This window comes from Fimbriimonadaceae bacterium (assembly GCA_019454125.1).
Taxonomy (GTDB): Bacteria; Armatimonadota; Fimbriimonadia; order Fimbriimonadales; family Fimbriimonadaceae; genus JALHNM01.
On the sequence record CP075365.1, the window covers coordinates 1,908,179 to 1,929,812 of the forward strand.

General features: G+C 64.2%; 21 protein-coding genes. 9 read left to right on the forward strand and 12 right to left on the reverse strand.

What is annotated here, in order from left to right:
• Positions 1–15: 15 nt before the first annotated feature.
• Positions 16–1,113 carry a hypothetical protein gene (locus KF733_09405; protein QYK55218.1) on the reverse strand — a complete coding sequence of 366 codons (1,098 nt, stop codon included), beginning with the start codon at positions 1,111–1,113 and terminating at the stop codon, positions 16–18.
• Between the two features lie 534 nt (positions 1,114–1,647).
• On the opposite strand from KF733_09405, the gene KF733_09410 reads away from it, so the two are divergent.
• From KF733_09410 to KF733_09420, 3 genes are read left to right on the forward strand one after another with little or no spacing between them, the layout of a single operon-like run.
• Positions 1,648–2,052 (forward strand): response regulator, encoded by a 405-nt coding sequence (locus tag KF733_09410; GenBank protein ID QYK55219.1) that lies wholly within the window; start codon positions 1,648–1,650, stop codon positions 2,050–2,052.
• Between the two features lie 17 nt (positions 2,053–2,069).
• Positions 2,070–2,453: a hypothetical protein gene (locus tag KF733_09415; protein QYK55220.1), complete on the forward strand. Its 384-nt coding sequence runs from the start codon at positions 2,070–2,072 to the stop codon at positions 2,451–2,453.
• Positions 2,454–2,484: 31 nt separating this feature from the next.
• Positions 2,485–3,420: a phenylalanine 4-monooxygenase gene (locus KF733_09420; GenBank protein QYK55221.1), complete on the forward strand. Its 936-nt coding sequence runs from the start codon at positions 2,485–2,487 to the stop codon at positions 3,418–3,420.
• Positions 3,421–3,538: 118 nt separating this feature from the next.
• Here the strand turns inward: KF733_09420 and KF733_09425 are convergent, their stop codons facing one another.
• Entirely contained in the window at positions 3,539–3,898 is a 360-nt protein-coding gene (locus KF733_09425; protein QYK55222.1) for a DUF1896 family protein, read from the reverse strand.
• Positions 3,899–4,034: 136 nt separating this feature from the next.
• Between KF733_09425 and guaB the strand changes: the two genes are divergently transcribed.
• From guaB to recJ, 4 genes are read left to right on the forward strand one after another with little or no spacing between them, the layout of a single operon-like run.
• Positions 4,035–5,513 carry an IMP dehydrogenase gene (gene guaB, locus KF733_09430; protein QYK55223.1) on the forward strand — a complete coding sequence of 493 codons (1,479 nt, stop codon included), beginning with the start codon at positions 4,035–4,037 and terminating at the stop codon, positions 5,511–5,513.
• A gap of 33 nt (positions 5,514–5,546) precedes the next feature.
• Complete coding sequence (locus KF733_09435) at positions 5,547–7,139, forward strand: NFACT family protein (GenBank protein ID QYK55224.1); 1,593 nt, start codon at positions 5,547–5,549, stop codon at positions 7,137–7,139.
• Positions 7,140–7,153: 14 nt separating this feature from the next.
• Entirely contained in the window at positions 7,154–7,831 is a 678-nt protein-coding gene (locus KF733_09440; GenBank protein QYK55225.1) for a phosphatase PAP2 family protein, read from the forward strand.
• Positions 7,832–7,878: 47 nt separating this feature from the next.
• Positions 7,879–9,600 carry a single-stranded-DNA-specific exonuclease RecJ gene (gene recJ / locus KF733_09445; GenBank protein ID QYK55226.1) on the forward strand — a complete coding sequence of 574 codons (1,722 nt, stop codon included), beginning with the start codon at positions 7,879–7,881 and terminating at the stop codon, positions 9,598–9,600.
• Here the strand turns inward: recJ and KF733_09450 are convergent.
• The 5 genes from KF733_09450 to KF733_09470 all read right to left on the reverse strand — a co-directional run bounded on the left by KF733_09450 (position 9,597) and on the right by KF733_09470 (position 13,620).
• Positions 9,597–10,619: a PDZ domain-containing protein gene (locus KF733_09450; protein QYK55227.1), complete on the reverse strand. Its 1,023-nt coding sequence runs from the start codon at positions 10,617–10,619 to the stop codon at positions 9,597–9,599. The genes recJ and KF733_09450 overlap by 4 nt on opposite strands.
• Positions 10,591–11,364, reverse strand: coding sequence for a hypothetical protein (locus KF733_09455; GenBank protein QYK55228.1), 774 nt, complete (start codon positions 11,362–11,364; stop codon positions 10,591–10,593). The genes KF733_09450 and KF733_09455 overlap by 29 nt, the downstream gene beginning before the upstream one ends.
• On the reverse strand, positions 11,361–11,975 hold the full coding sequence (locus KF733_09460) for a sigma-70 family RNA polymerase sigma factor (protein QYK55229.1): 615 nt from the start codon (positions 11,973–11,975) through the stop codon (positions 11,361–11,363). The genes KF733_09455 and KF733_09460 overlap by 4 nt, the downstream gene beginning before the upstream one ends.
• A gap of 138 nt (positions 11,976–12,113) precedes the next feature.
• Entirely contained in the window at positions 12,114–12,761 is a 648-nt protein-coding gene (locus tag KF733_09465; GenBank protein QYK55230.1) for a PEP-CTERM sorting domain-containing protein, read from the reverse strand.
• A 106-nt stretch (positions 12,762–12,867) separates the two neighbouring features.
• Positions 12,868–13,620, reverse strand: coding sequence for a hypothetical protein (locus KF733_09470; GenBank protein QYK55231.1), 753 nt, complete (start codon positions 13,618–13,620; stop codon positions 12,868–12,870).
• A 771-nt stretch (positions 13,621–14,391) separates the two neighbouring features.
• On the opposite strand from KF733_09470, the gene KF733_09475 reads away from it, so the two are divergent.
• Entirely contained in the window at positions 14,392–15,738 is a 1,347-nt protein-coding gene (locus KF733_09475) for an amidohydrolase family protein (protein ID QYK55232.1), read from the forward strand.
• A 21-nt stretch (positions 15,739–15,759) separates the two neighbouring features.
• Here KF733_09475 and KF733_09480 read toward each other — a convergent pair whose 3' ends face one another.
• The gene (locus KF733_09480) at positions 15,760–16,803 is read right to left on the reverse strand and encodes a linear amide C-N hydrolase (GenBank protein QYK55233.1); all 1,044 of its coding nucleotides are present in this window, start codon (positions 16,801–16,803) and stop codon (positions 15,760–15,762) included.
• Positions 16,804–16,810: 7 nt separating this feature from the next.
• Complete coding sequence (locus KF733_09485) at positions 16,811–17,455, reverse strand: hypothetical protein (protein ID QYK55234.1); 645 nt, start codon at positions 17,453–17,455, stop codon at positions 16,811–16,813.
• Between the two features lie 471 nt (positions 17,456–17,926).
• On the opposite strand from KF733_09485, the gene KF733_09490 reads away from it, so the two are divergent.
• Positions 17,927–18,109, forward strand: coding sequence for a PEP-CTERM sorting domain-containing protein (locus KF733_09490; protein ID QYK55235.1), 183 nt, complete (start codon positions 17,927–17,929; stop codon positions 18,107–18,109).
• Between the two features lie 91 nt (positions 18,110–18,200).
• Here the strand turns inward: KF733_09490 and glsA (KF733_09495) are convergent, their stop codons facing one another.
• The 3 genes from glsA (KF733_09495) to glsA (KF733_09505) are packed head-to-tail and all read right to left on the reverse strand — an operon-like array spanning position 18,201 to position 21,602.
• Positions 18,201–19,247 carry a glutaminase A gene (gene glsA, locus KF733_09495; protein QYK55236.1) on the reverse strand — a complete coding sequence of 349 codons (1,047 nt, stop codon included), beginning with the start codon at positions 19,245–19,247 and terminating at the stop codon, positions 18,201–18,203.
• Positions 19,244–20,467: an ammonium transporter gene (locus KF733_09500; GenBank protein QYK57164.1), complete on the reverse strand. Its 1,224-nt coding sequence runs from the start codon at positions 20,465–20,467 to the stop codon at positions 19,244–19,246. Before KF733_09500 ends, glsA (KF733_09495) begins: the two co-directional genes overlap by 4 nt.
• Positions 20,468–20,489: 22 nt before the next feature.
• The gene (gene glsA, locus KF733_09505) at positions 20,490–21,602 is read right to left on the reverse strand and encodes a glutaminase A (protein QYK55237.1); all 1,113 of its coding nucleotides are present in this window, start codon (positions 21,600–21,602) and stop codon (positions 20,490–20,492) included.
• Positions 21,603–21,634 lie beyond the last annotated feature (32 nt).

Genomic DNA, 21,634 nt, shown 5'->3' on the forward strand with positions numbered 1-21,634 from the left:
CTAGGAAGAGCCGCCTCACTCCGCCAAGTCTTGGAGTCGAAAGCCGACCCACCGTTCGACCGGCCCTTGCTTGGTGGAGACCGATGTCACGAGGAATTCCACCATGACTCGTACCCCCGAAGGAGCGGAAACACGGCAGTTCATAAACGCTTGTTCACGATCGCCGCCTACGGAAGAAAGGTTAAGCTGGCTCAAAAGCGTGTCCGCGTTCCTTCCCAATATCCCCTTGACGGAGTTGGGCAAACGATCATAGGCAAGGCTTTGGCCAGCCATAAGCGCCGCCCCCGTGGCATCATTGCCAAGCACACCTTCAAAGGCGGCGTGGATCTCGTCTTGCAGCTCGGCCCATTGCCTTTCCCGCCTTTCCTCCAACTTTGACTTGATAAAGTCGAGAAAACCTTTGAAAAGGTCTGCATCGACAGGCGTCGAGAAATCGACGCAGAAGCTGCGGGTCAGCAGACCATAGAGTTCTGGCCTTTCAAGCGCTTGGTCCGGTTTTGAAGATTCAGAAGCGTCGAAGGGTTTCTCGCCCCGATGCGCGTCTGCGGGCATTCCAAGGGCCGAGTACACAGGCTCATCAGGCTTGGCAAATGCCTGTGCGAGCAGCGCAGCGCTAACGGGCAACTTTGCCCGCTTGTCACCGCTCTCCACGGTCAGTTCGATTTCATGGCGGAGTCTGACAGCTTTCATGTCGCTGTTTCTCATCTGGTCGCCCAGCACGCCCCCTACACCCCTATTAGAAAGAAGATGCCGAAGATGCTGCCGAGTCGGGGCATCCAGACGCGAGGAGTCGATGCGCTGGCCGCTTTGAGCTAGGCGGAACAAGGACCGAAGTGATGTGGTGCGGTCTTCAGACCATGCAGGCTTGGGCAAGAAGACCAAAGCTTCTTTGGAGGAGAAGACGTCATAGCCCAGGCTCTCAGCAAGTCTTCGCGTGTCATCGACGCTCAACTGGTCGTTCAGGATTGCCTTAGCCTTCAGATCTCCCGTGTGGACCAAGAGTCGCAATTGAGGAGCGGACGACTGCTGGTCAAAGCCTGCTAAACCGTGTAAAAGACCGACTAAGGCATACAAGGCCGTATTCATCTTCTTACCAAACCGGAATCCATTCATAGTTTGAGGGTGGCGTCACCCCGGGGCACGTTCGCATCTTTATAAAGGTCGTTGTCAACTGAGGGTCGAACGAGCGCAATCGGGATCTGGTTAAAGTCTTTACGACACTCCCGCTTTCTCGACACTCGAATGCTTGCATCCGGCCTCCCTGCATACGACTGAAAAGGTCATTCGACTCAAGCTTTTGAACCCAAGCACCCGGGCAGTTGCAGTCCTGATTTTGCGCAAGGGACATGGCTGCTGCTAGGAGGGCCAGTGTGAGAATTAAGACTTTTTTCATTTCATGGCTTGTACCTGAGAAGCAGGTTCAGGGTGGGTCTTACTCCCTACCTCAAGTCGGGCGTCAGTAAGAACGTTCCTGACGAAGACTTCGCACCATGCCGACCCCCCGATTCGCGCCGGCACAACACCGCGCCACCCTGCGTGCAAAGGATAATCGTGAGGCGTTGCGATGCGAACCGGACTCCCGTCCCACGCCTTGGACGGTTCGGGTAGCATGCCGAAGCCGCACCACGGCGTTAGGAATCGAACTCGATGGCTTTGAAGATCCTCGTTTGCGACGACGAAAGGCACATTGTCCGACTCATCCAGGTGAACCTGGAGAAGCAGGGTTACCAGGTCGTGACGGCCTACGACGGCAAAGAGGGCTTGGAAAAGATCAAGTCGGAAAAGCCCGACCTCTGCGTGCTCGACGTCATGATGCCCTATATGGACGGGTTCGAGGTCCTCAAGTCGCTTCGACGCGAACCTGAGACCGAGTCGCTCCCGGTCATCATGCTCACCGCGAAGGCGCAGGACAAAGACGTCTTTGAGGGTTACCACTACGGCGCGGACATGTATTTGACCAAGCCGTTCAACCCCATGGAGCTCGTGAGCTTTGTCAAGCGGATCGCCGGGGGCCAGGACGGCGGCGACGGGCCCAAGCGGTACGAACTCTAACGCCTCGGGAGACAGCTATGGACGGCCTGTTCCTTTGGACGAACCTTCTTGCGCAAAGCAACTTTGACAGAGGCCCCTTCGAGCCTCTCGAACTCCTGGCGCGCGGATTCATTCCTTTGATCCTCGCGTACGTCATCTTTTCCGTCTGCCTTCGCCTGGAAGGGCGGGGCCTCGCGAAGACCGTGAAGTGGGCCGCGATCATCCCGCTCATCGTCGGTGCCTTCTTGGGCATCGAACCGATCGCCATGATCTTCAACGATCCCACTTACAAGGACCTTTATGGCGGCGGGAACAGGACCAAGTTCCTCCACATGAGCCCGGTCATCGTCTCGGTGCTCGGCGCGATCGCGTTAGTGGTCTGGAACAAGTTGAAGTACAGACAGCACGGCGTAGAAATCTGAACTCGCCGCACGTGGCGTAGAATACAGGTAAATGGCACAACTCGGAACAACGACGTTCGCGCCCGGGATCGGCATGACCACCACGATGGCGCCGTTTATCGAACAGGCCCGCGCCAATGGCCAGCTCTACATCGACCAGCCTTACGAGCTGTACTCGGAAGAGAACCACGAGACGTGGCGACAGCTCTACCAGCGCATGCTTCCCCGCTGGGAAAAATATGCCAACGAGCACTTCCTGAAGGGCATTTCCAACCTTTGCCTGAACCCGGACAGGGTCCCGCGCCTCGACGACGTCAACAAGTTCTTGAACCCGCTCACGGGGTTCAGCGCGAAGGCCGTCAGCGGCTATGTGCCCGCGTTCCTCTTCTTCGACTGCCTTCGGAACCGCGCCTTTCCGACCACGATCACGATCCGGCACATCGATAAGCTCGACTACCTGCCGGAGCCGGACATCTTCCACGACATCGCCGGCCACGTGCCGATGCACACCGACAAGGCCTTTGCGGACACCCTTGTCCGCTTCGGCGATTGCGCGCACACCGCCGCCGAGATCGCCTGCTCGATCCCTGACCCACAAGTGCGCGTGCGCAAGCTCACGAGCATCATCAAGGCGATGGCCCGCTTCTTCTGGTTCACGGTCGAGTTCGGCCTCATGAAGGGTAAGAACGGGGAGACCAAAGTTTATGGGTCTGGCTTGCTCAGCAGCTATGGCGAGATTGAGTACTGCGTCGAGTCGCCCGATGTGCAGCGCTACCCCGCGCAGCTGGAGTGGGTGGTCAACCAGTATTTCGAGATCGACCACTATCAGCCCCTGCTCTTCGTCGTCGATTCGTTCGACCATCTCTTCTCGCTCGTGGACGAGCTGGAGGCCTGGATGAAGGAAGGCAAGCTCGACAACGTGGCCCCGGGAGAGCCGGAGGTCGCCGAAGCCGACCTGGAGAGCTTCTTCCAAGCCCACCAATCCTAACCCGTAAGGCGCAGGCTGTCGGTCGCTGCGCCAGCAAGGAACCGGGCGAGTTTCGCCTGTTCGTCGGCGGTCGCGGCCCTGCCCTCCGATTCGAGCTCCTTGAGTATCTGGACGGCCCTTAGGAGGGCCCTGGCTTTTCCTCCTCCTCCACTTGGCACTGCGTTATCCAGCGAACGAAGGACGGAATTTGCTCCGCCTCCTCGGCCTTCGTCATTCTCATCTCGTCTCGGGGCACCCGAAGGGCCTTCGCCTCTTCGAGGGCGTCCAGGAGCACCCTCGTCCCGAACTCCTGCGCCTCCATCGGCGGCACCCCTTCCACCATCGCCTGCCTGACCTCGTAGTCCGCTTCCTTCGCCAGGGCCGCCGCGAGCTTCTTGTTCGCCGCCATCTTCGGCAGGTGCTTCTCCAGAAACTCCTGGGTCTTCTTCTCCCAGTACGGGCTCGCCTTGGTCCAGGCCGCTCTTCTGCTCGTCGCCATAGTCCTTGTTATCCTTCACGCCATCCTGGCCCGATACCGGTCACCGCACGGCCGGACATACGGACGCGCACAGTTTCACGTTGGCGGCGAATCCGGGGGCCTACGCCCGCTTCCCAGGGGACGGGCACAATACGTCATGAGCAGCTTTCGCGAAGGGCTTTCCTTCGACGACGTGCTGCTTGTTCCCAAGCGGTCTGAAGTGCTCCCCAGTGAAGTGGACACGTCGTCGACGCTCCTTCCCGGGATCAAGCTTCGCGTCCCTATCGTCTCCGCCCCGATGGACACCGTCACCGAGGCGCGACTGGCGATCGCCATGGCCCGCGAAGGCGGGGTCGGCGTCATCCACCGCAACATGCCGGTCGCAGAGCAGGCGGACCAGGTCGACCGCGTCAAGAGGAGTGAGCACGGCGTCATCACCGACCCCTTCAAGCTCTCACCCGACAAGACCATCGAAGACGCGGTGCAACTCATGGCCCGTTTCCGCATCAGCGGCGTCCCGATCACGGACGAGGACGGGCGTCTGGTCGGCATCCTCACGAACCGCGACATCCGGTTCGTCACAGACTTCTCCCAACCCATCCGCGATCGGATGACTTCGACGAACCTGGTCACCACCGCACCCGGGACAAACCTGGAGCAAGCCGAGCGGCTCCTGGGCGAGCACCGCATCGAAAAGCTGCCGATCGTCGATGAAGAGGGGTTCCTTAAGGGACTCATCACGATCAAGGACATCGAGAAGGTCAAGAAGCACCCGCACGCCACCAAGGACGACAAGGGCCGCTTGGTCGTCGGGGCGGCGATCGGACCGCTGCGCGAGCCCTACGAGCGCGCCAAGGCGCTGATGGAAGCGGGGGTGGACTTCGTCGTCATCGACGCCGCGCACGGACAGGCCATCGGCGTCATCAACTGCGTCAAGATGCTCAAGGAGAGGTTGCCGGACCTCAAGGTCGTCGCGGGCAACGTCGCCACGAAAGAAGGCGTGCGCGACCTGCACGCAGTGGGCGCAGACGCGCTGAGGCTCGGCATCGGCGCCGGCTCGATCTGCACGACGCGCGTTGTCGCAGGGGTTGGCATTCCGCAATTCACCGCCGTGCTCGACTGCTGCGAGGAAGCGGCAAAGTTCGGCCTCCCGACCATCGCGGACGGCGGCGTGCGGTCTTCGGGCGACGTCGTGAAGTCCATGGCGGCCGGGGCAAGCGCCGTCATGATGGGCAACATGTTCGCCGGTTGCGAAGAGTCTCCCGGCGAGACGGAGATCTATCGCAACCGCGCCTACAAGGTCTACCGCGGTATGGGCTCGATCGGCGCGATGCGCCGCGGGTCCAGCGACCGCTATTTCGCCGTCAAGGATTCGAACGCAACACTCGTCCCCGAAGGCGTCGAGGGGCGCGTGCCCTTCAAGGGCCCGCTTAGCGACACGGTCGTCCAGATCGTTGGGGGGCTGAAGAGCGGCATGGGCTATGTCGGCGCGGCCACGATCCCGGATCTTCAGGAGAGGGCCGAGTTCGTCCGCATCACCAATGCCGGGTTGCGCGAATCGCACCCGCACGACGTCTGGATCACGAAGGAGCCGCCGAACTACTCCTCGCCCTATACCGGTGGCGAAGGGGAGTAGCCGCGGCCCCATCTGGGGCGTGGTCGAACGGCAATGAAGATCCCGTTCGACGCGCTCTGCCTTGCCGCGGTCGCCGCGGAGCTTCAGCCTCTGATCGGGTCGCGGTTGGAGAAGGTCAATCCAGCCGGGCCTCTCGGCATCCAGGTCTCGCTCTACCTTGACCGGCAGCGCTGGCTCTTGCTGAACGCCGACCCCGTCCACCCACGGGCCTACCTCCTGGGCCGCAGGCCGGAGCGCGACAAGGAGCTGCCGAACTTCGCGCGCGACGTGAAGCGCCTCCTCATGGACGCGCGGCTCGTCTTCGCCCGCCAGCGGGGATTGGACCGCGTCTTGGATTTGGGATTCAGCGGCCCCGAAGGCGACTTCCAGCTCGTCGCCGAGCTCACGGGGCGCCACGCGAACCTGCTTCTGGTGGATTCCGAGCGCCGTGTCGTTTCTGCGGCGAAGTGGGTCGGCCCTGGCAAGAGCACCCGCCCTGTGGTGCCGCGCCGCCCCTATGAGCCGCCCCCCAACCCGTCGCGTCCTTCCCTGCTCGAGGCTGGCCCGGAGGACGACCCGCGCGACTTTGAAGGGTGCTCCCCGTTCCTTGCCAAGCTCATCAAGGCGGGCGCACCGCTCGCGGGGGTCCAGGCGGCCTTCTCCGAAGGGCTGTTCGAGCCGGTCGAGTCCGCCGGGCACGGCGCCTACCCCTTGCCCGTCGCGGCCCTCGGCCTGCCGGAGAAGGCCGCCCCCTCGTATTCGCTGGCGGCGGAGGCGTGGTTCGAAACGCTCATTGACGGGGAGCGTGCAGCGCAGGCGAAAGCTTCGCTCAAGGGCCAGCTCGAGCGCGTGATCCTCGCCCGCGAGGTGGCTCTGCGCGACCTCGAGGACGCCCTAGCTGCAGCACGCGACGCGACAGCGATCCAGCAGAGGGCCGAGCTGATCTTGGCTTACCAGAGCCAGATAAAGCCTGGTGACGCGGTCTTGGAGGCCCGGGGCTATGACGGTGAGCCCGTCTCGATCGCGCTGAAGCCGGACCTCACGGCGGTCGAGAACGCCAACCGTTACTTTGACCGCGCTCGCCGCGCAAAGGACCGGGCCGACCTCGTGGCGGAGCAGTCCGAGCGCTTGGAGGCAGACCGTATCGCCGTCGAGGCCACCCTCGTCCGGCTGGAAGCGGCGGAATCGGCCGAAGAGATCGATCAGATCCGCGAGGAGGCGGACGCAAGGCGGTGGCTCCACCGGTCCGGCCCGCCGATCCCGAAGGAAGACCGTCCCTACGAGGGCCACGCCATCCGCGAACTCCTCTCGCCGGGAGGGTGGCGCGTGCTCTATGGTGAGAACGCGACCTCCAACGATTACCTCACAACGAAGGTCGGACGGCCGAGCGACCTCTGGTTCCACGTCCGCGGCGGCCCGGGCTCGCACGTAGTCCTCCTCACGAACAACCAGCCCCAGCGCGTCCAACAAGCGGACTTAGAGTTCGCCGCCCTGGTTGCGGCGCGGCATTCCTCCGCGAAGCACTCCGCGTTCGTCTCGGTCGACTACACCCAAAAGCGGTATGTGCGCAAGCCGCGCGGGGCCGCCCCCGGGCTCGCGACCTATACCAACGAAAAGACCCTGCACGTGGAGCCGGCCAAGGCCTGAGTATCCTCGGGTCCTTGACGCCCCTTTGGCAAGTTGACGTCGACCTGTTTCGGGAGATCCACGTCGGGTTGCGCCGCGCCTGGCTCGACCCCGTCATGGTCGTCGCGAGCGATACCGGCCTGGGGTATCTGCAGTTTGCCGGCCTCGCGGTGGCCTGGCTGCGCGGCCGCCAAGCGGCATGGGCGCCGTGGCTGCTGGCCGGGATGGCGGTGCTCGCCGCGTTCCTGGTCGAGCGTGACCCCTTGGCGAGCCTTGCCGCCGTCCTCGTCGTCGCCCTGCTCGGCTCCCTGCCCCCATCCTGGGCCGCGCGGACGATCCTCGCCGCAGCCACAGCGGGACTGCTACGGCTTGCCGTAGAGCCGCTGGTCGACCGGCAGCGGCCAAGCGTCTACTTCTTCGCCCACCCGCTGGAAGAGGTGTACGGGAAGTCCAGCTTCCCCAGCGGCCACGTGACGACCACGGTCTCGATCCTCGTGGCCGTGGCGCTTCTCGCGTACTACGAAAGGGACGGCGGGGGGCGGCCGGCGCGCGGCCACCTGCTCGTCCTCGCCCTTTGGGCTGCGCTGGTCGGCCTTTCGCGCGTCTATGTCGGCGTCCACTATCCGCTTGACGTGGTCGGAGGCGCGCTCTTTGGCGCGACCGTCGCCACCTTGGCCGTCTTCCTCTCCAACCGTGCCGCACGCCCGGAGTAACCTGGGATAATGGGGTTCTTCTGGCCAGTACGCCCCGTCTTCAGGACATGACCACCGCCCTCGCAATGGAAGTGCCGCTCTGGATCGTGCCCCCGCGCGACCCGGCCGCGGAGGGGCGGCTCCAGTCCGAGTTAGGGATCCCTTCCCTGCTCGCGGCCATCCTGGTGGCGCGCGGCTTCACGGACCCGGCCGAGGCCGACCGTTTCCTGCACCCTTCGCTCGACCACTTCCACGACCCGTCGCTCCTGCCGGACTACGAGGCGGCGGTGGGCGAGATCCTGGGCGCGAGGGAGCGCGGTGAGACCATCTATGTCCACGGGGACTACGACGCCGACGGCGTCACAAGCGCGGCCCTTTTCACCCGGTTCTTGAAGCGTATCGGCTGTGAGGTCGTGCCGCACGTGCCGCACCGCTTGCGGGAAGGTTACGGCATCCACATGGACGCGGTCGGTTGGGCGCACGAGAAAGGCGCCAAGCTCTTCCTGACCTGCGACTGCGGCGTCGCCGCCCATGAGCAAGTCCGGGCCGCACGCGACTTTTGCATGCGCGTCGTCGTGACGGACCACCACCAGGTCGGCGACACCCTGCCGGACGCCCAGGCCGTGGTCAACCCCCACCGGCGCGACTCCCGTTATCCCTGGCCCGAGATCAGCGGCGTCGGTGTCGCCCTCAAGCTCTGCGCCGGCATCACCCGCGACCTCAAGTTCCCAGTCGAAAAGTTCTATCGCGCCTACCTGGACCTCGCCGTCCTAGGGACGGTGGCGGACGTGATGCCGCTCCTCGACGAGAACCGAGTGATCGCCCGGTTCGGGCTGGACGAGCTGCGCCAGAGCAAAAAGACGGGAGTGCGCGCCCTGCTCCGCGTCTCAGAGCTCGCCGACCAAGAACTCACGGCGCGCCACATCGGCTTCCAACTAGGCCCGAGGATCAACGCCGTTGGCCGCATCGACGACAGCGCCATCGCGCTGGACCTCCTCCTGACGGAAGACGTGCAAGAGGCCGCAAGGCTCGCACGGATCATGGACCAGACCAACACTGAGCGCCGACTTGAACAAGAGAGGTGCATCGAAGAGGCCGTCCTGATGGTGGAAGAGATGGGTGTCGAATCGCGACACGTGATCTATGTCGCCGATCCCACTTGGCACTCGGGGCTGGTCGGCCTTATCGCGGGCCGGCTTGTCGAGCGCTTCCGAAGGCCCGCCTTCGCCGCCACCATTGTCGGCGAGGTGGCCAAGGGTTCGGCCCGCTCGATCGACGGCTTCCATCTGAAGGAGGCGCTCGACGCCCATCGGAGCCATATCCTAGGCGGGGGCGGACATGCGATGGCGGCGGGCTTTAGCCTGGACGTCTCACGTCAAGAGGAGTTCGCGGCCGCGCTCGAGGCCTATGGCGCCGGGTTCCTCACCGCCGAGCATTTCCGGCGCAAGTTGGTGGCCGATTGCGAGATCGACCCCAAGGAGGCTGGCGCGAAGGCGTTCGAAGCGGTGCGGCCCCTCATGCCGTTCGGCACCGCAAACCCGGAGCCGTCTTTCGTCTGTCGCCGGGTGCGCTTCCAAGAGGTCACCGCGACCCGCAAGCCGGAGCACGTGCGGGTCAAGCTCCAGACCACTGACGGGCTCCGTCAGGCGATGGCCTTCCACATCGGCGAGCGCGCCACTCAGAAGCACGGCTGCGACGCCGATATCGTCTTTCACATCGAGGAGAACAAGTACAACGGCCGCACGTCCGTGCGCTGGAAGATCTGTGATCTGCAGGACTGTGCAGACTAGAGTTGGCCGTCTTGGGAGCCGACGACGGCCTCAAGGCTGAGACGGCTCTGCCCTCTCACGACTTGCAGCTTAAGGCTGTCCCCGATCTCGAGATCGAAGAGGATGCTTGCGAGCCCGGCCGGGTCGCGAACGGTCTTGCCGTTCGCCTCGACGATCAGGTCGCCCGGGAGGATCCCCGCTTTCGCCGCACCCGATCCCGGCGTCACCGACTCGACCTGCGCGCCCGGCTTATAGGCCGAGGCGGTGAAGAGAAGGCCGACACTGGGATGGTGGACGACGTGTCCTGGCGACTGGAAGCCTTCCACCACGCGGCGCAGCACCTTCGGCGAGAGCGTATAGGCGACGGTCATGCCCTGCGGGCCGAACCGGGCGATCTCGCTCTGCACGTTCCTGTCGGCAATGTTCTTCGCCCGCGCGGGAGCTGCGTCCATTCCTTCTGCACGTGGGGCGGCCGTCTCGGGCGCCAAAGTCGCGCCAAGCACTCCCACGAGCCTTCCGTCTTCGTCGAAGACCACGGCCCCGCCAACTGGGGCCAGGCCAGATTCCAGCCTGACTTCCGAGAGCGGCGCGAAGCGCCGGGTCTCGGCGAGCACCCCAATCCGCGAACTCGAGACGAGCTGGCCGTGCATCGGCCCCGCAGACGTGGCCGCGATGATCTTGGCCCCGGGAAGCGTGCCAAAGGCGACCTCGACGCCGCGGCCCATGCCCGGGTAGCGGGTATCGATCTGGATGAGGCAAAGCTGGGTCGCGACGTCCGTCTTCAAGATGCGCCCCGAAAGAAGCGCCCCGTCCATGGTCTGCGCGGTCACCGGCCCCGAGGCGGACAGCCCACCAAGGGCCAGGAAGAGCCCTTCCGGCGAGATCTGGACCGCCGTGCCTGCGGCGAGCGAACCGCCCGTAATCCTGATGACGGTGGGCTTCACCCGCGCCCAAAGCGGGTCTTCCAGCGCGGCCGCTTGCTGGCCGGGGCCGGCGACGGCCCCCGCTAGACTAATAACCGCCAAGCAAGTCTTGACCATGCGAAACCTCTGTGGCGACGCGGGCCCCGGTGGCCGGGTTCGGCGTGGTCGTCACGATCACGACCGACTCGTCCGCGCTCGGCTTCTCTTCCGGCACAACCGCCTTTCGCGCCTCGCCCGTGAAATCGTACTTCATCGTCAATGAATCGAGCTCGGCATCGCGCGGCCCGGCGAAGGCCAACATCCCCGTCGCGGGCTCGGCCTGCCCCGTGGGTTCCGGCCGGTTCCGATGGACGGCGCGGCGCGTCTTGGCCGGCGCCTCTCGCTTCACAGCTTGGGGCCGTGACGTCTCGGGCGTGGCTGGCTCAGGAACCGAGGCGACTCCGGGAGCGGAAGAGACGCGCTCCATGGCCATCGTCTCCGGCTCGGCGGGACGAAGGGTCCCCGAAGCCGCGCTGACCTGAGGCGCCTCGTCGTTAAGAGCGACCTGGCCCGGGCTTGACGCCTCCGGTCGGTTCGCAGGATCTGCTTTGATCAAGGCGAAGAGCCCGAAAGCAGCGGCCGCGACCGGGCCAAGGACGAGCCACGGCACAAACCGGCGCCGGGTCCGCTCCTTCGGCAAGCCCCGCTCCAAGATCGCGCGTCGCAGGTGGTCGACGCTCACTTGGCACTCGGGCACCTCGCGCAGGGCGCGGAGGTCGTCCTTCAGGCGGGAGAGGTCTTGCAGCTCGGCCTGCTCGGCAGGCGTGAGGCGGCCCGTGGGCTCCCCGTCAAAGGCGGCGGCGAATAAGCGGTCCTTGTTCAATTCCCCACCTCCTCGTCGAGGAGGGCGGCGACCCGTTCGCGAAGGGCGCGGCGCGCCCGGAGAACGCGGAGCTTAGCCCCGCCGACGGTACACCCTAGAAGGGCAGACATATCCTTGTAGTCCAATTCCTCAATATCTCGGAGCACGACAACCTGGCGGTGGTGTTCCGGCAGGGACACCAGGGCCTTTCGCACCGCTTCCAGCCGCCGCTCCTTTTCAAGGTTCTCCACCGGGTCGTCGGTCGCACCGACCGTCATCCAGGTGAGGGCGCCCCCAGCCTCCTGGGCTTCCAGGTTCGCCCGGCGGTTGGCCATACGAGCACGGTCGGTCGCCAAGTTGGTGGCGATGCGGAGGAGCCAGGTCGTGAACTTGGCCTGGTCACGGTACCGGTCCAAGTTCTGGTACGCCCGGACAAAGACCTCTTGGACCACGTCCTCGGCGTCGTCCCGGCGGTGGGACATCTGGTAGGCGAACCGGTATACGAGGGCCCGGTGGCGCTCAAAGAGCCGTTCAAAAGCGGCAAAGTCGCCTTTCCGCGCCTGCTCTACCAGAGCCTCGTCGCTATCGCGGTCGAGTCGTGATTCAACGACGTCTTGCGCTCGGGCTCCCAAATCTAACCTCAATACGCCCCTCAGAGCCATGTTACACCCCTCAGACGCGCGGTTTTCCCCAATGTTTCAGGCCATTTGGGCCGCGAGGCCGGGGCGGGCCCTTGGGGGAGGGTCTGCCCCTCCCCCAGTAGGGGCCTTTTACTTTCGCTTACGACGCAACAAGCCGGCCAAGCCGAGGCCCAGCAGGCCAAGGGTCGCCGGTTCCGGCACCGTCTCGACTTCGAGCTCGTTGATCACGAAGTTCGGGTTCGTCGGCGAAATGCCGGGGTCGTTGAACACGTTGCCGCCGAGCACGTCCAGCCGAATGCCGGTGATGTCCCCTACGGGAAGGCTCAGCGTGAATGCGATGCTGCCGCTCTCCGCGGGCTCCGTGCCGAAGATCGGGTCCAAGACCAGCCAGTTCCCGCCCATTTCGCCGTCGTTCTGCTCGCCGTTGGCGAAAGTCGAGCGGTCGTCGGTGGTCACCGACCACTGGAAACGATTTGTGAGCTGGCGCAAATCGACCAGGTGGCTGAAGTGCAGCGTGACCCGGATCTGCGGGGCAGTCAAGTCCCGGACGGTCTCGAAGACGGACGTCTGCAGAACGCCCTCGTCCGAGAGTCCATGGACAACGGCCCAGCCATTCTCCGGGCCGAGGTCGCCATCGATCATCTCCGAGGCGTTCCAGACACGGTCGAGCGAGTAGCTCTTGGTGGCAGTCGCGTTCTGAAGTTCAACGTTCAACGCGCTGGCAAAGCCCGGCGCGACAGCAAGGGTGGCGCAGAGCGCCATGACCTGTATTCTCATTTTTTTGACCTCTCAAGTGCAATGGCCCCAATCGGGCCGTAATCGGCTCGCTACTTTCGAGCCGACAAGCGTGACATTGGCTCTTCCAAACGGGCTAAGGGCAATCTCACGCGGGTATCCCAACCGTATAGCAATCCCCGGCGTTGGCCACGATGGACTCGATCTCGTCCATCGAAACGGCGCCGAGAACCTCCCGGACGGCGAGGACCGCTCCACCGGAATCGAACATGCGCTCTAACTCGTCGGACTCGCTTTCGCTCGCCCCGAGCCGAAGTAGTCCTTCCGCAAGCGGCTTCCCTGCCGAATCGCGCCGACCTTCCCCGGCCGCAAGGACCTCGGTCGTCAATGGACCGTCGCCGGCGAGCACGAAGTGCTGCACGACGACTACCGAGAACGGACGCTCGTACTCCCTGTCAAGATCCCGAAGCGTTTCCCCGCCGCCGCGTAACGGGTCGACGGAGCCATGCTCGCGGAATTGGAGGGCGTCCGCGCGCTCTCCCTCGCCGAACGACTCTCCCGAGAGAGGACTGGTGAAGTCCTCGGCCGCTTCCTGCGACTCGTCCATCTCATCCAGGCTTGAGACGCTGTCGTCCCAAGTGCTCGTCGCGATCCCTCCGCCAATCCGGCTTTCGACCAGACCCGGGAGTCCTTCCGCTTGGAGGCGGCCGACGGTGGTCCGGAGCTCCTCCGGATGGTCCTCGTCCGCCTCGATCTCGGCCACCGCCTTGTTGGCCGTGCCCTCTTCCCCGGGCAAGACCAGGCTTAGATCCTCGCTCGGGACGCCGAGGTTCAAGAGTTCAGCGAACACATGCTCGGCGACGGCGGGATCCTGGTAAGCGGCAAAGATCGTTCTTGGCATTTCGGTTCCTACTATCGGAGAACGAAAAAACAGCCGCCAGTGGGGGGCCACCGGCCGTTTGTCCAGGCCATTCCGGCACACGCGACTTGCGGCCACCAGAACGGGACTGCAAGTCGGGCCTACTGACGCCGTGGGCACCCTGAATCCAGGGCATGGCACGGGCAAAGGCTGCTGGGATAGTAGACTAAGGGTGTGAAGCGACCGACGAAAGAAGAGATTCGGGCTGCCGTGGAGAAGCTCAAGGGAACGCAGCCGGGCACGGGGCCAGCACCCGAGACCCCGGTGGCCAAACCACTCACCGAAAAGAAATCAAGCCAGCGGATTAGGAAGCAAGGGGTCTAAGCTATGGGCGACAAGAAGCCTAAGAAGAACTCCTCCGGCAACAGTGACGCCCACAAGGCCAAGCTTGCCAGGGACGAGGCCAACCGACCGATCCTACCCCCCAAAACGGGACAGAAGGACAAGAAAAAGTAAGGTCCGCACCCTAGCCATCGGCGCGGTGAGAAGATCCGGTCGGTGGCAGCCATCCCCTCACGGGGCGGTTGTATCGCTTACCTGTCGCAGCCGACTGTGAGATCTAGCGGAGCCTAAGGGCTGGAGTCATCGGCTCTCGCCAAGTCAAAACCGCGGTCTTCAAAGACCACTACCTCTACCACTAAGAATCGCAAGGACGCAACGTCCATTCCCAACCTTTCCGGGAAGGATTCAGAGCGGCAAGGTTCGTTTTGAACGACCGCTACAAGGGCCCCTAATGAGTATGCTTGCCCAGCCATGGAAAAGGTCATACGGAGTCTGTTTACGTCGGTCGCCCTCTTAACGATTTCCGCCGCGTCGCCTTCCCAGACGAGCCCTCGACAGGCTCCCGCCAGCGTCCTTTTCACGGACGTCCGCGTCTTCGACGGCAAGGCCGACCGCCTTAGCGGGCCGACGAACGTTCTGGTCGTCGGCAACAAGATCGCGAGCATCGGCGCAGGCGCGGGACCGGGCGACGGCACCGTCGTGATCGCGGGAGCGGGCAAGACCCTGATGCCAGGCCTGATCGACGCCCACGTCCACATGATGTTCTCCATGGTGCCACAGATGGCGCTGGCTACGACCGACCTCGCTTATGCCGGCATCGCCGCGGCGCAGGGGTCCGAGGAGATGCTCATGCGCGGCTTCACGAGCGTGCGGGACTTGGGCGGCCCGGTCTTTGGACTGAAGAAGGCGATCGACCAAGGCTTGGCTATCGGACCCCGGATCTACCCCTCTGGCGCGTTCATCTCTCAGACTGGCGGGCACGGGGACTTCCGCTTGCCAGTCGAGATGCCCGCGGAAACGGGCGTCATGAGCTATGCGGAACGGGTCGGCGCCACCGCGATCGCCGACGACGAAGGCACCGTCCGGAAGCGCGCCCGGGAGTTGCTCGCCCTCGGGGCTTCGCAACTCAAAGTGATGGCGGGCGGAGGCGTGTCCTCGAACTATGACCCGCTCGATGTGACTCAGTACACCGAGGCTGAACTGAGGGCGGCGGTCGAAGCGGCTGAGAACTGGGGCACATACGTGACGGTGCACGCATACACCCCTAGGTCGGTGAGGCAGGCGATCGCCGCCGGCGTGAAGTGCATCGACCACGGGCAACTGCTCGACGAGCCGACTGTCAAGCTCATGGCCGAGAAGGGCGTCTGGTGGAGCTTGCAACCGTTCACGGACGACCGGCCGAGCGGCTTTGCCGAGGGATCGGAAAACCGGAGGAAACAACTTGAGGTCGCAACGGGGACCGACGCGGCCTACCGGCTTGCCAAGAAGCACGGGGTCAAAACGGCCTGGGGCACGGACAACCTCTTCAGCGCGGTCAACTCCCGGCTCCAGAGCAACATGCTCGCGCAGATGACGCGCTGGTTCACGCCAGCCGAGACCCTGCGAATGGCCACGTCGGTCAATGCCGAGCTCCTCGCCCTGTCAGGACCGCGCAATCCCTACCCCGGCAAGCTGGGCGTCGTCGAAGAGGGCGCGCTGGCCGACCTGATCCTTGTGGACGGCGACCCGCTCGCTAACTTTGACCTGGTCAAAGACCCGGCCAAGAACTTCATCGTGATCATGAAGGATGGCCGGATCTTCAAGAATGCGCTGCGCTGAAGTGGCTCACTCGATGGCAGCTTAGTCCACAAGGCCCGCGAACACGAACGGCTTCGTCTCGCGGAACTCCGTAGTGACCTCTCCCGACAGCGTGTAGTTGGCGCCAAGGAGGATGCGGCGGTGCGGGGTGCCGGGTTTAAGGTCCAGCTTCTTGAGATCGACCCACACCGTGCTTGGCGAGAAGGCCGACTCGAAGTAATAGATTAGGTTCTTCTGGTCGGACACGACGCGCCATTGGGTGGTGCTGAGATTGATCGTGCCCGTGACGCCGACAGGCACGGAGCAGTTGCGTACAACGCTCAGGGTCATCGCCGCGCCAAGCCTCGGATCGGCGGTCTTGGGCAGGACGCCGAGGTAGTAAGAGGCACGCGCGAACCGGTCGGTCGCCCGGCTCGTGCCGGGGAGCATGGCCTTCCCGTCCACTTCCTTCCAATACTGCGCAATGGCCAGCTGGTCGGCGTAGTCCGGCTCGTTCGTCATGACCACGTAATCTGGGTCATGGTGGATGGTGAGCTTGCCGTTGACGTACTCCAGGATCGCATTGTCCCCGGAAGAGTCGGAGAGCGAAAGGTGGACCGTTGTGATGCGTTGAGTCCCTGGAATCTCTGCGGTCACAACGTCGAAGTCGCCTTTGCGGAGGGCATCGACCGCCTCTTTGACCGTCGCAAAGTTGTCAAGGGCATATTGGGCCCAGAGCGAGACAGCGAGCCCTTTCCTCTTCTGGTCGAAGTCGGGAAACTCGGATGTCGCCAGCCAAAGAATGTTTCCGACGAGGCCCTTCTCATTCATGCCGTCGGTTGTGGCGAACTCGAAGGAACTCAGGACGACGCTGCCGTACTTGGACTTCCAGCGAAGGGAGTTCGGTCCGACCCGCCCCTCGCGTTCGACGCCTGCCGGCATGAGCCAGAGGTTGGCCGGAATGTCGTCGCGAAAATCCATCGAGCGACCGGTGAGGACGAGGCCGTCCGCACCCTTGTAAACGAGACGCGTGCACGCGTCTCCGTTCAACGGAGCGATGGCAAAGCCGATGGCGAGAAGAAGCGAAAGCTGAACGTGTTGTTTCATGATCGATTCAGAACCTCCAGGTCGCACCAAAGAGCAGGCCACTCAGCCGAGCGTCCACTCGCGTGCCTCCACTGCGATAGTCCACGGCCAGCTCGCGATACCCCGCGGAGACGAAGAAGTCTCGGCTGACCCGGTAGTTGACAGTCCCGACGAACTGGCTGGTCTCGTCCGAGCCGAGGTCAAATAGGCCGAGATCGCCGTAAAGCAGGATCGTCCAGTCGTCGCTGAGACGGAAGTTGGCCCTTGCGGCGAGGACGAAGTCCGTGAACGAGCGCTGTGGCGAGAGTTGCACGCCTCCAGCCGGCACTTCGACGTTCGCCTTGATCCACCAGGTGCGGAATCCGCCTAGTACGTCGAAGGTCACCTTTTCCTGAGACGCGACCCGAGCGCCCCCCAGCAACGTGAGCGAGGTCTGGCGAAGACCGCCGCTCGCAGGCACGCCCGGCGGGATAAGCCCCTCTCGCGAGGAATCGGCGTAGCTCATGTCACCCATCAGCACCAAACGCCCCTTGCGAGCATAGGCCGTAAGGAAAAACGCGAAGTCGAGGTCTTCAAAGACTTCTGAGAACGACTTTTCAGTCTTCACATTCGGCGCGCCGCGGAAAGGGCGCACTGAGCCGCTGAAGCCGGCCGTCCAAATGTATGGCGTCACTTGAACGACCCATCGCTCCGACGAATCCCGAGACCGAGGCGTAAACTCTTGGTCTTGCCCTTCTTGGCGCGGTGTGTCGGGCCCGAGCTCCGAAGCAGGCGGTGGGGAAAACTCAACGGCAAAAGCGAAGCTAGAGAACACTAACGAGAGGATCAAGGAAATCGGTCTCATAGGCGGTCAATTTTACCTACGAGCCAAAATTTCATGCCTCAGCACGCGCCGCATAAAGCCACACCCTATGCGCGTCAAAAAGCCTGAAAGTTGATCCTGAATGTATGTTAAGGATCGTGGGCCGAAACGGAGTTCGGGACAGGTTTGCTCAAGGAGTGCTCCACTGGACGTATTGAACGAATCCATGAAACCGTCGTATCGCAGGGCGCTCAGCCGTCCACCGCTGACGCCGAACTGCGAGTCTACGGCACGCGCCGCGCCAAAACGGGTCGGACCGCTTGCGCAGGGCGGGTTGGTGGCATGATCCTGGCCGTCGCAGACATCAGCTTCCGCAACGCCGCCATCGGTAACTCGGTCAACGCGTATTACCTTCAGCCGGACCCGCTCAACGCCGGCCAAGGCCAGCTGACCGCCGTCCCCGAGCCGGCCACCATGCTTGCCGTGGGACTGGGACTTGCCGCCATGGTGCGACGCCGACGCTGAGCCCTAGACGACAATCCTCTCCCGGAGCCTGGCCCTGTTTAGGGCCGGGCCTGCCTGTTTTGATTCCTCGGCAGCCCCCGCCACCCGCCGATTAAGGGTTCGTCGGTTGTGGGGTCGGGGGGTTAAGGGCGGGGGTGGGTTCTTCAGTGAGTCGGTCGGGCTTGCGGTCGACGTCGCACTGGAAGAGGTGGAGGCCGAGGCGTCGGGTGAGCGACTCGCACACCTTCTGGCCGCGGACACTGCTCCCGGAGGAGTCTAGGCGCGGCGAGTAGACCGCGATCCCGAGGACTCCGGGCACGACCGCCATGAAGCCTCCCGAGACCCCGCTCTTGGCGGGCACGCCGACTCGGTACGCCCACTGGCCCGACTCCTCGAAGAGCCCGCACGTGAACATGACCGTGAGCACGTCGCGCAGGGTGGCGGGGTCAAGAGCCCTCTCGAACGTCCGAGGGTTCAGCCCGCCGTTGGCGAGGGTGGCGGCCATCGTGGCGAGGTCGACCGCGTCGACGAGGACGGAGCAGGACTGGAAATAGAGGTCGAGCGCCTCGTCGAGCGTGCCCGCGAGCCTCCCGAAGTTCCGCATGAGGTAGGCGATCGAACGGTTCCGGTCGGCCGTGGTCCGCTCGGACATGTAGACCTGCATATCGACGTCGGGGCGGGTGCCGACGTACCGGCCGAGGTCGTCGAGCACGCGGTTGAGCCGGTCGGTCGGGTCGCCGCCGGGGAGCATCGAGGCGATGGCGATGGCCCCGGCGTTGACCAGGGGGTTCATCGGGCGGTTGGTGCCCTTCTCGAGGACGATCGCGTTGAACGGGTTACCGGTCGGCTCGACCCCGACCTGTTCGAGCACGGCCTGCTTGCCGAGTCTGGCGAGGGCGATCCCATAGGTGAAGGGGGTGACGAGGGACTGCATCGTGAACCGGGCGCTGGCGTCCCCGATGCTGAAGACCTCGCCTTGCACAGTCACGACGGCAATGCCGAAGAGATCGGGGTCGACGCGCTCGAGTTCGGGGATGTAGTCGGCGACCTTGCCAGACCGCAAAGAGCCGAACTGGGCGTGGAGCTCGTTCATGACCGCCAGGACGGCGATGCTCTCCCGGCTCGTCGAAAGGGACAGGTTGGTGGGTCCGTGGTTCATGACGCTTCCTGAACGATCGCTCGTGCGCCGACGGCTTCTCCGTGCTGACTGAGGTCGAGTCCGGTGAGTTCTTGCTCCTCGCTGACCCGGATGCCGACCGTCGCCTGCAGCACCTTGAGGATGGCGAACGTGCCGAGGGCGGCGAACCCGGCGACGGCGACCACGGCGACGAGCTGGCGTCCGAAGACGCCGGGGTTCCCCGCGAGCAGGCCGGCCGTCGTGCTCCCGGGCACGGCGGTGGTGGCGAAGACGGCGGTGAGGACGGCCCCGACGATCCCGCCGATGCCGTGGACGCCGAAGACGTCAAGCGCGTCGTCCACCCGCCCGCGGATGACGACCTCGGTGAAGTAGAAACAGCAGAGAGAGGTGAGGGCCCCGATGAGCAGGGCAGCAGAGGGGGTCACGTACCCGGCTCCGGGGGTGATGGCGACGAGACCAGCGACGGCACCGATGGCCGCGCCGACGACGCTCGGCTTCTTGTGCTTCCACCAGGCGAGCCCGAGCCAGACAATGGCGGCGGTGGCAGCGGCAACGTTGGTCGTGACGAGCGCGTTGACGGCCTGGGCGTTGACGCCGAGCGCGGAGCCGCCGTTGAACCCGAACCACCCGAACCAGAGCAGGGCGGCTCCGAGCACGGTCAGGGTCGCGTTGTGGGGCTCCATCTTATCGACCCCAAAACCGGCACGACGGCCGATGACGAGAGCGCAGACGAGCGCGGAGACGCCGGAGCTGATGTGGACGACCTTCCCTCCGGCGAAATCAAGGACTCCCGAGCCCCCGAAGAGCTCCATGCTCGCGAGCCACCCGCCCCCCCAGACCCAGTGGGCGATCGGGGCGTAGACGAGGAGCGACCAGAGGACGGTGAACCAGACGAAGGCGGAAAAGCGCTTCCTCTCGACGAACGCGCCCGAGATCAGGGCGGGCGTGATCGCTGCGAAGGTGAGCTGGAAGAGCATGAAGAGCATCGACTTGCTCCCTTCCGAGGCGGGGAGCGAAGGGTCGAGCCCATTGAGGGCGAGGAAGTCGGCGCCTCCCACGACACCGCCCACGCTCGTGCCGAAGCTCAGCGTGTACCCGGCGACGACCCAGACAACGCTCACGAGGCACAGCGTGAAGAAGCTGTACATGAGCGTCGAGAGCACATTCTTCTCTCGCACGAGGCCCCCGTAGAAGAGGCCGAGGGCGGGGGTCATCAACAGCACGAGGGCCGTCGAGACCATCACCCAGAGGGCGTCGGTCGGGTTACTCATGCTGGAGGCTGCCATTGGCGTGGGTGGGCTCGAGATCGGAGACCGAGCGCGGGGTTGTCACAGGGACTTCGAGCTGGGACTTGATCGGGAGGGGATGTTTTCGCCCAGCCGTCGCGTCCGTGATGATGGGACCGGCCGCGAGGAACGAGTCGAAGACGTGCATGCCGAAGCCCTGCGAGAGCCCCTCGCACACCTTGATGCCGCGGACGCTGTTCCCCCGCTCGTCGAGCAGAGGGGAGTAGACGGCGATGCCGAGCCGGTTCGGGAAGACGGCGAGGATGCACCCAGAAACCCCGCTCTTGGCCGGGAGCCCGACCGTGTAAGCCCACTGCCCCGCGTAGTCGTACATCCCGCAGGTGTACATGACGGTGAGGATGTCGCGGACGTACTCGCTTTGGACGGCTCGGACGCCGGTGACCGGGTTGACCCCGGAGTTGGCGAGCGTCGCCGCCATGGTGGCGAGGTCGCGGCAGTTCCCGAGGACGGAGCACTGCTGGAAGTAGAGGTCGAGGATCTGCTGGACGTTCTCGCCGATCATGCCGAAGTTCAGCATAAGGTAGGCGATCGCGAGGTTGCGGTTGCCGGTCGTCCGCTCGGACATGAAGACGGACATATCGACGTTGACCTCCCGGCCGAAGTACTTCTCGAAGAGGTCGAGCACCCGGTTGAGCCGGTCCGTCGGGTCGGTGCCCTTGATGAGCCCGGTCGTCGCGATCGCTCCCGCGTTGACGCACGGGTTGTGCGGTCGGTTGGTCGCGTCGAGCTTGATGATCGAGTTGAAGGCGTCCCCGGTCGGCTCGACGCCGACCTTCGTGAGGACGTGGTCTCGCCCGTGGTCCTCCAGGGCGAGACCGTAGACGAAGGGCTTGGAGACCGACTGGATGGTGAACCTCCGGTCGAAGTCCCCGATTTCGTAGACCCGCCCATCGACGGTCACGACGCAGATCCCGAACCAGTCTGGGTTCGCTTTCGCGAGTTCTGGGATGTAATCCGCCACCTGCCCTTCGTCGAGGTTTCGGTAGCGCAAGTGGAGCTCGTTGAGGGCCGCAAGGATGCGGAACTCGGTCGTGCTCGTGCTGACGGAAATGCTTTCGTGGCTCGTCATGGGCGCGTCTCTTTGTGGGCTTGGGGATCGAG

Coding starts and splice junctions, on each gene's coding strand:
- glsA (QYK55237.1), bottom strand. CDS start 21,602: ATGACGAGCCACGAAAGCATTTCCGTCAGCACGAGCACGACCGAGTTC.
- recJ (QYK55226.1), top strand. CDS start 7,879: ATGACCACCGCCCTCGCAATGGAAGTGCCGCTCTGGATCGTGCCCCCG.
- KF733_09475 (QYK55232.1), top strand. CDS start 14,392: ATGGAAAAGGTCATACGGAGTCTGTTTACGTCGGTCGCCCTCTTAACG.
- KF733_09415 (QYK55220.1), top strand. CDS start 2,070: ATGGACGGCCTGTTCCTTTGGACGAACCTTCTTGCGCAAAGCAACTTT.
- guaB (QYK55223.1), top strand. CDS start 4,035: ATGAGCAGCTTTCGCGAAGGGCTTTCCTTCGACGACGTGCTGCTTGTT.
- KF733_09480 (QYK55233.1), bottom strand. CDS start 16,803: ATGAAACAACACGTTCAGCTTTCGCTTCTTCTCGCCATCGGCTTTGCC.
- KF733_09465 (QYK55230.1), bottom strand. CDS start 12,761: ATGAGAATACAGGTCATGGCGCTCTGCGCCACCCTTGCTGTCGCGCCG.
- KF733_09500 (QYK57164.1), bottom strand. CDS start 20,467: ATGGTCTCGACGGCCCTCGTGCTGTTGATGACCCCCGCCCTCGGCCTC.
- KF733_09425 (QYK55222.1), bottom strand. CDS start 3,898: ATGGCGACGAGCAGAAGAGCGGCCTGGACCAAGGCGAGCCCGTACTGG.
- KF733_09420 (QYK55221.1), top strand. CDS start 2,485: ATGGCACAACTCGGAACAACGACGTTCGCGCCCGGGATCGGCATGACC.
- KF733_09435 (QYK55224.1), top strand. CDS start 5,547: ATGAAGATCCCGTTCGACGCGCTCTGCCTTGCCGCGGTCGCCGCGGAG.
- KF733_09405 (QYK55218.1), bottom strand. CDS start 1,113: ATGAATGGATTCCGGTTTGGTAAGAAGATGAATACGGCCTTGTATGCC.
- KF733_09450 (QYK55227.1), bottom strand. CDS start 10,619: ATGGTCAAGACTTGCTTGGCGGTTATTAGTCTAGCGGGGGCCGTCGCC.
- glsA (QYK55236.1), bottom strand. CDS start 19,247: ATGAACCACGGACCCACCAACCTGTCCCTTTCGACGAGCCGGGAGAGC.
- KF733_09490 (QYK55235.1), top strand. CDS start 17,927: ATGATCCTGGCCGTCGCAGACATCAGCTTCCGCAACGCCGCCATCGGT.
- KF733_09410 (QYK55219.1), top strand. CDS start 1,648: ATGGCTTTGAAGATCCTCGTTTGCGACGACGAAAGGCACATTGTCCGA.
- KF733_09470 (QYK55231.1), bottom strand. CDS start 13,620: ATGCCAAGAACGATCTTTGCCGCTTACCAGGATCCCGCCGTCGCCGAG.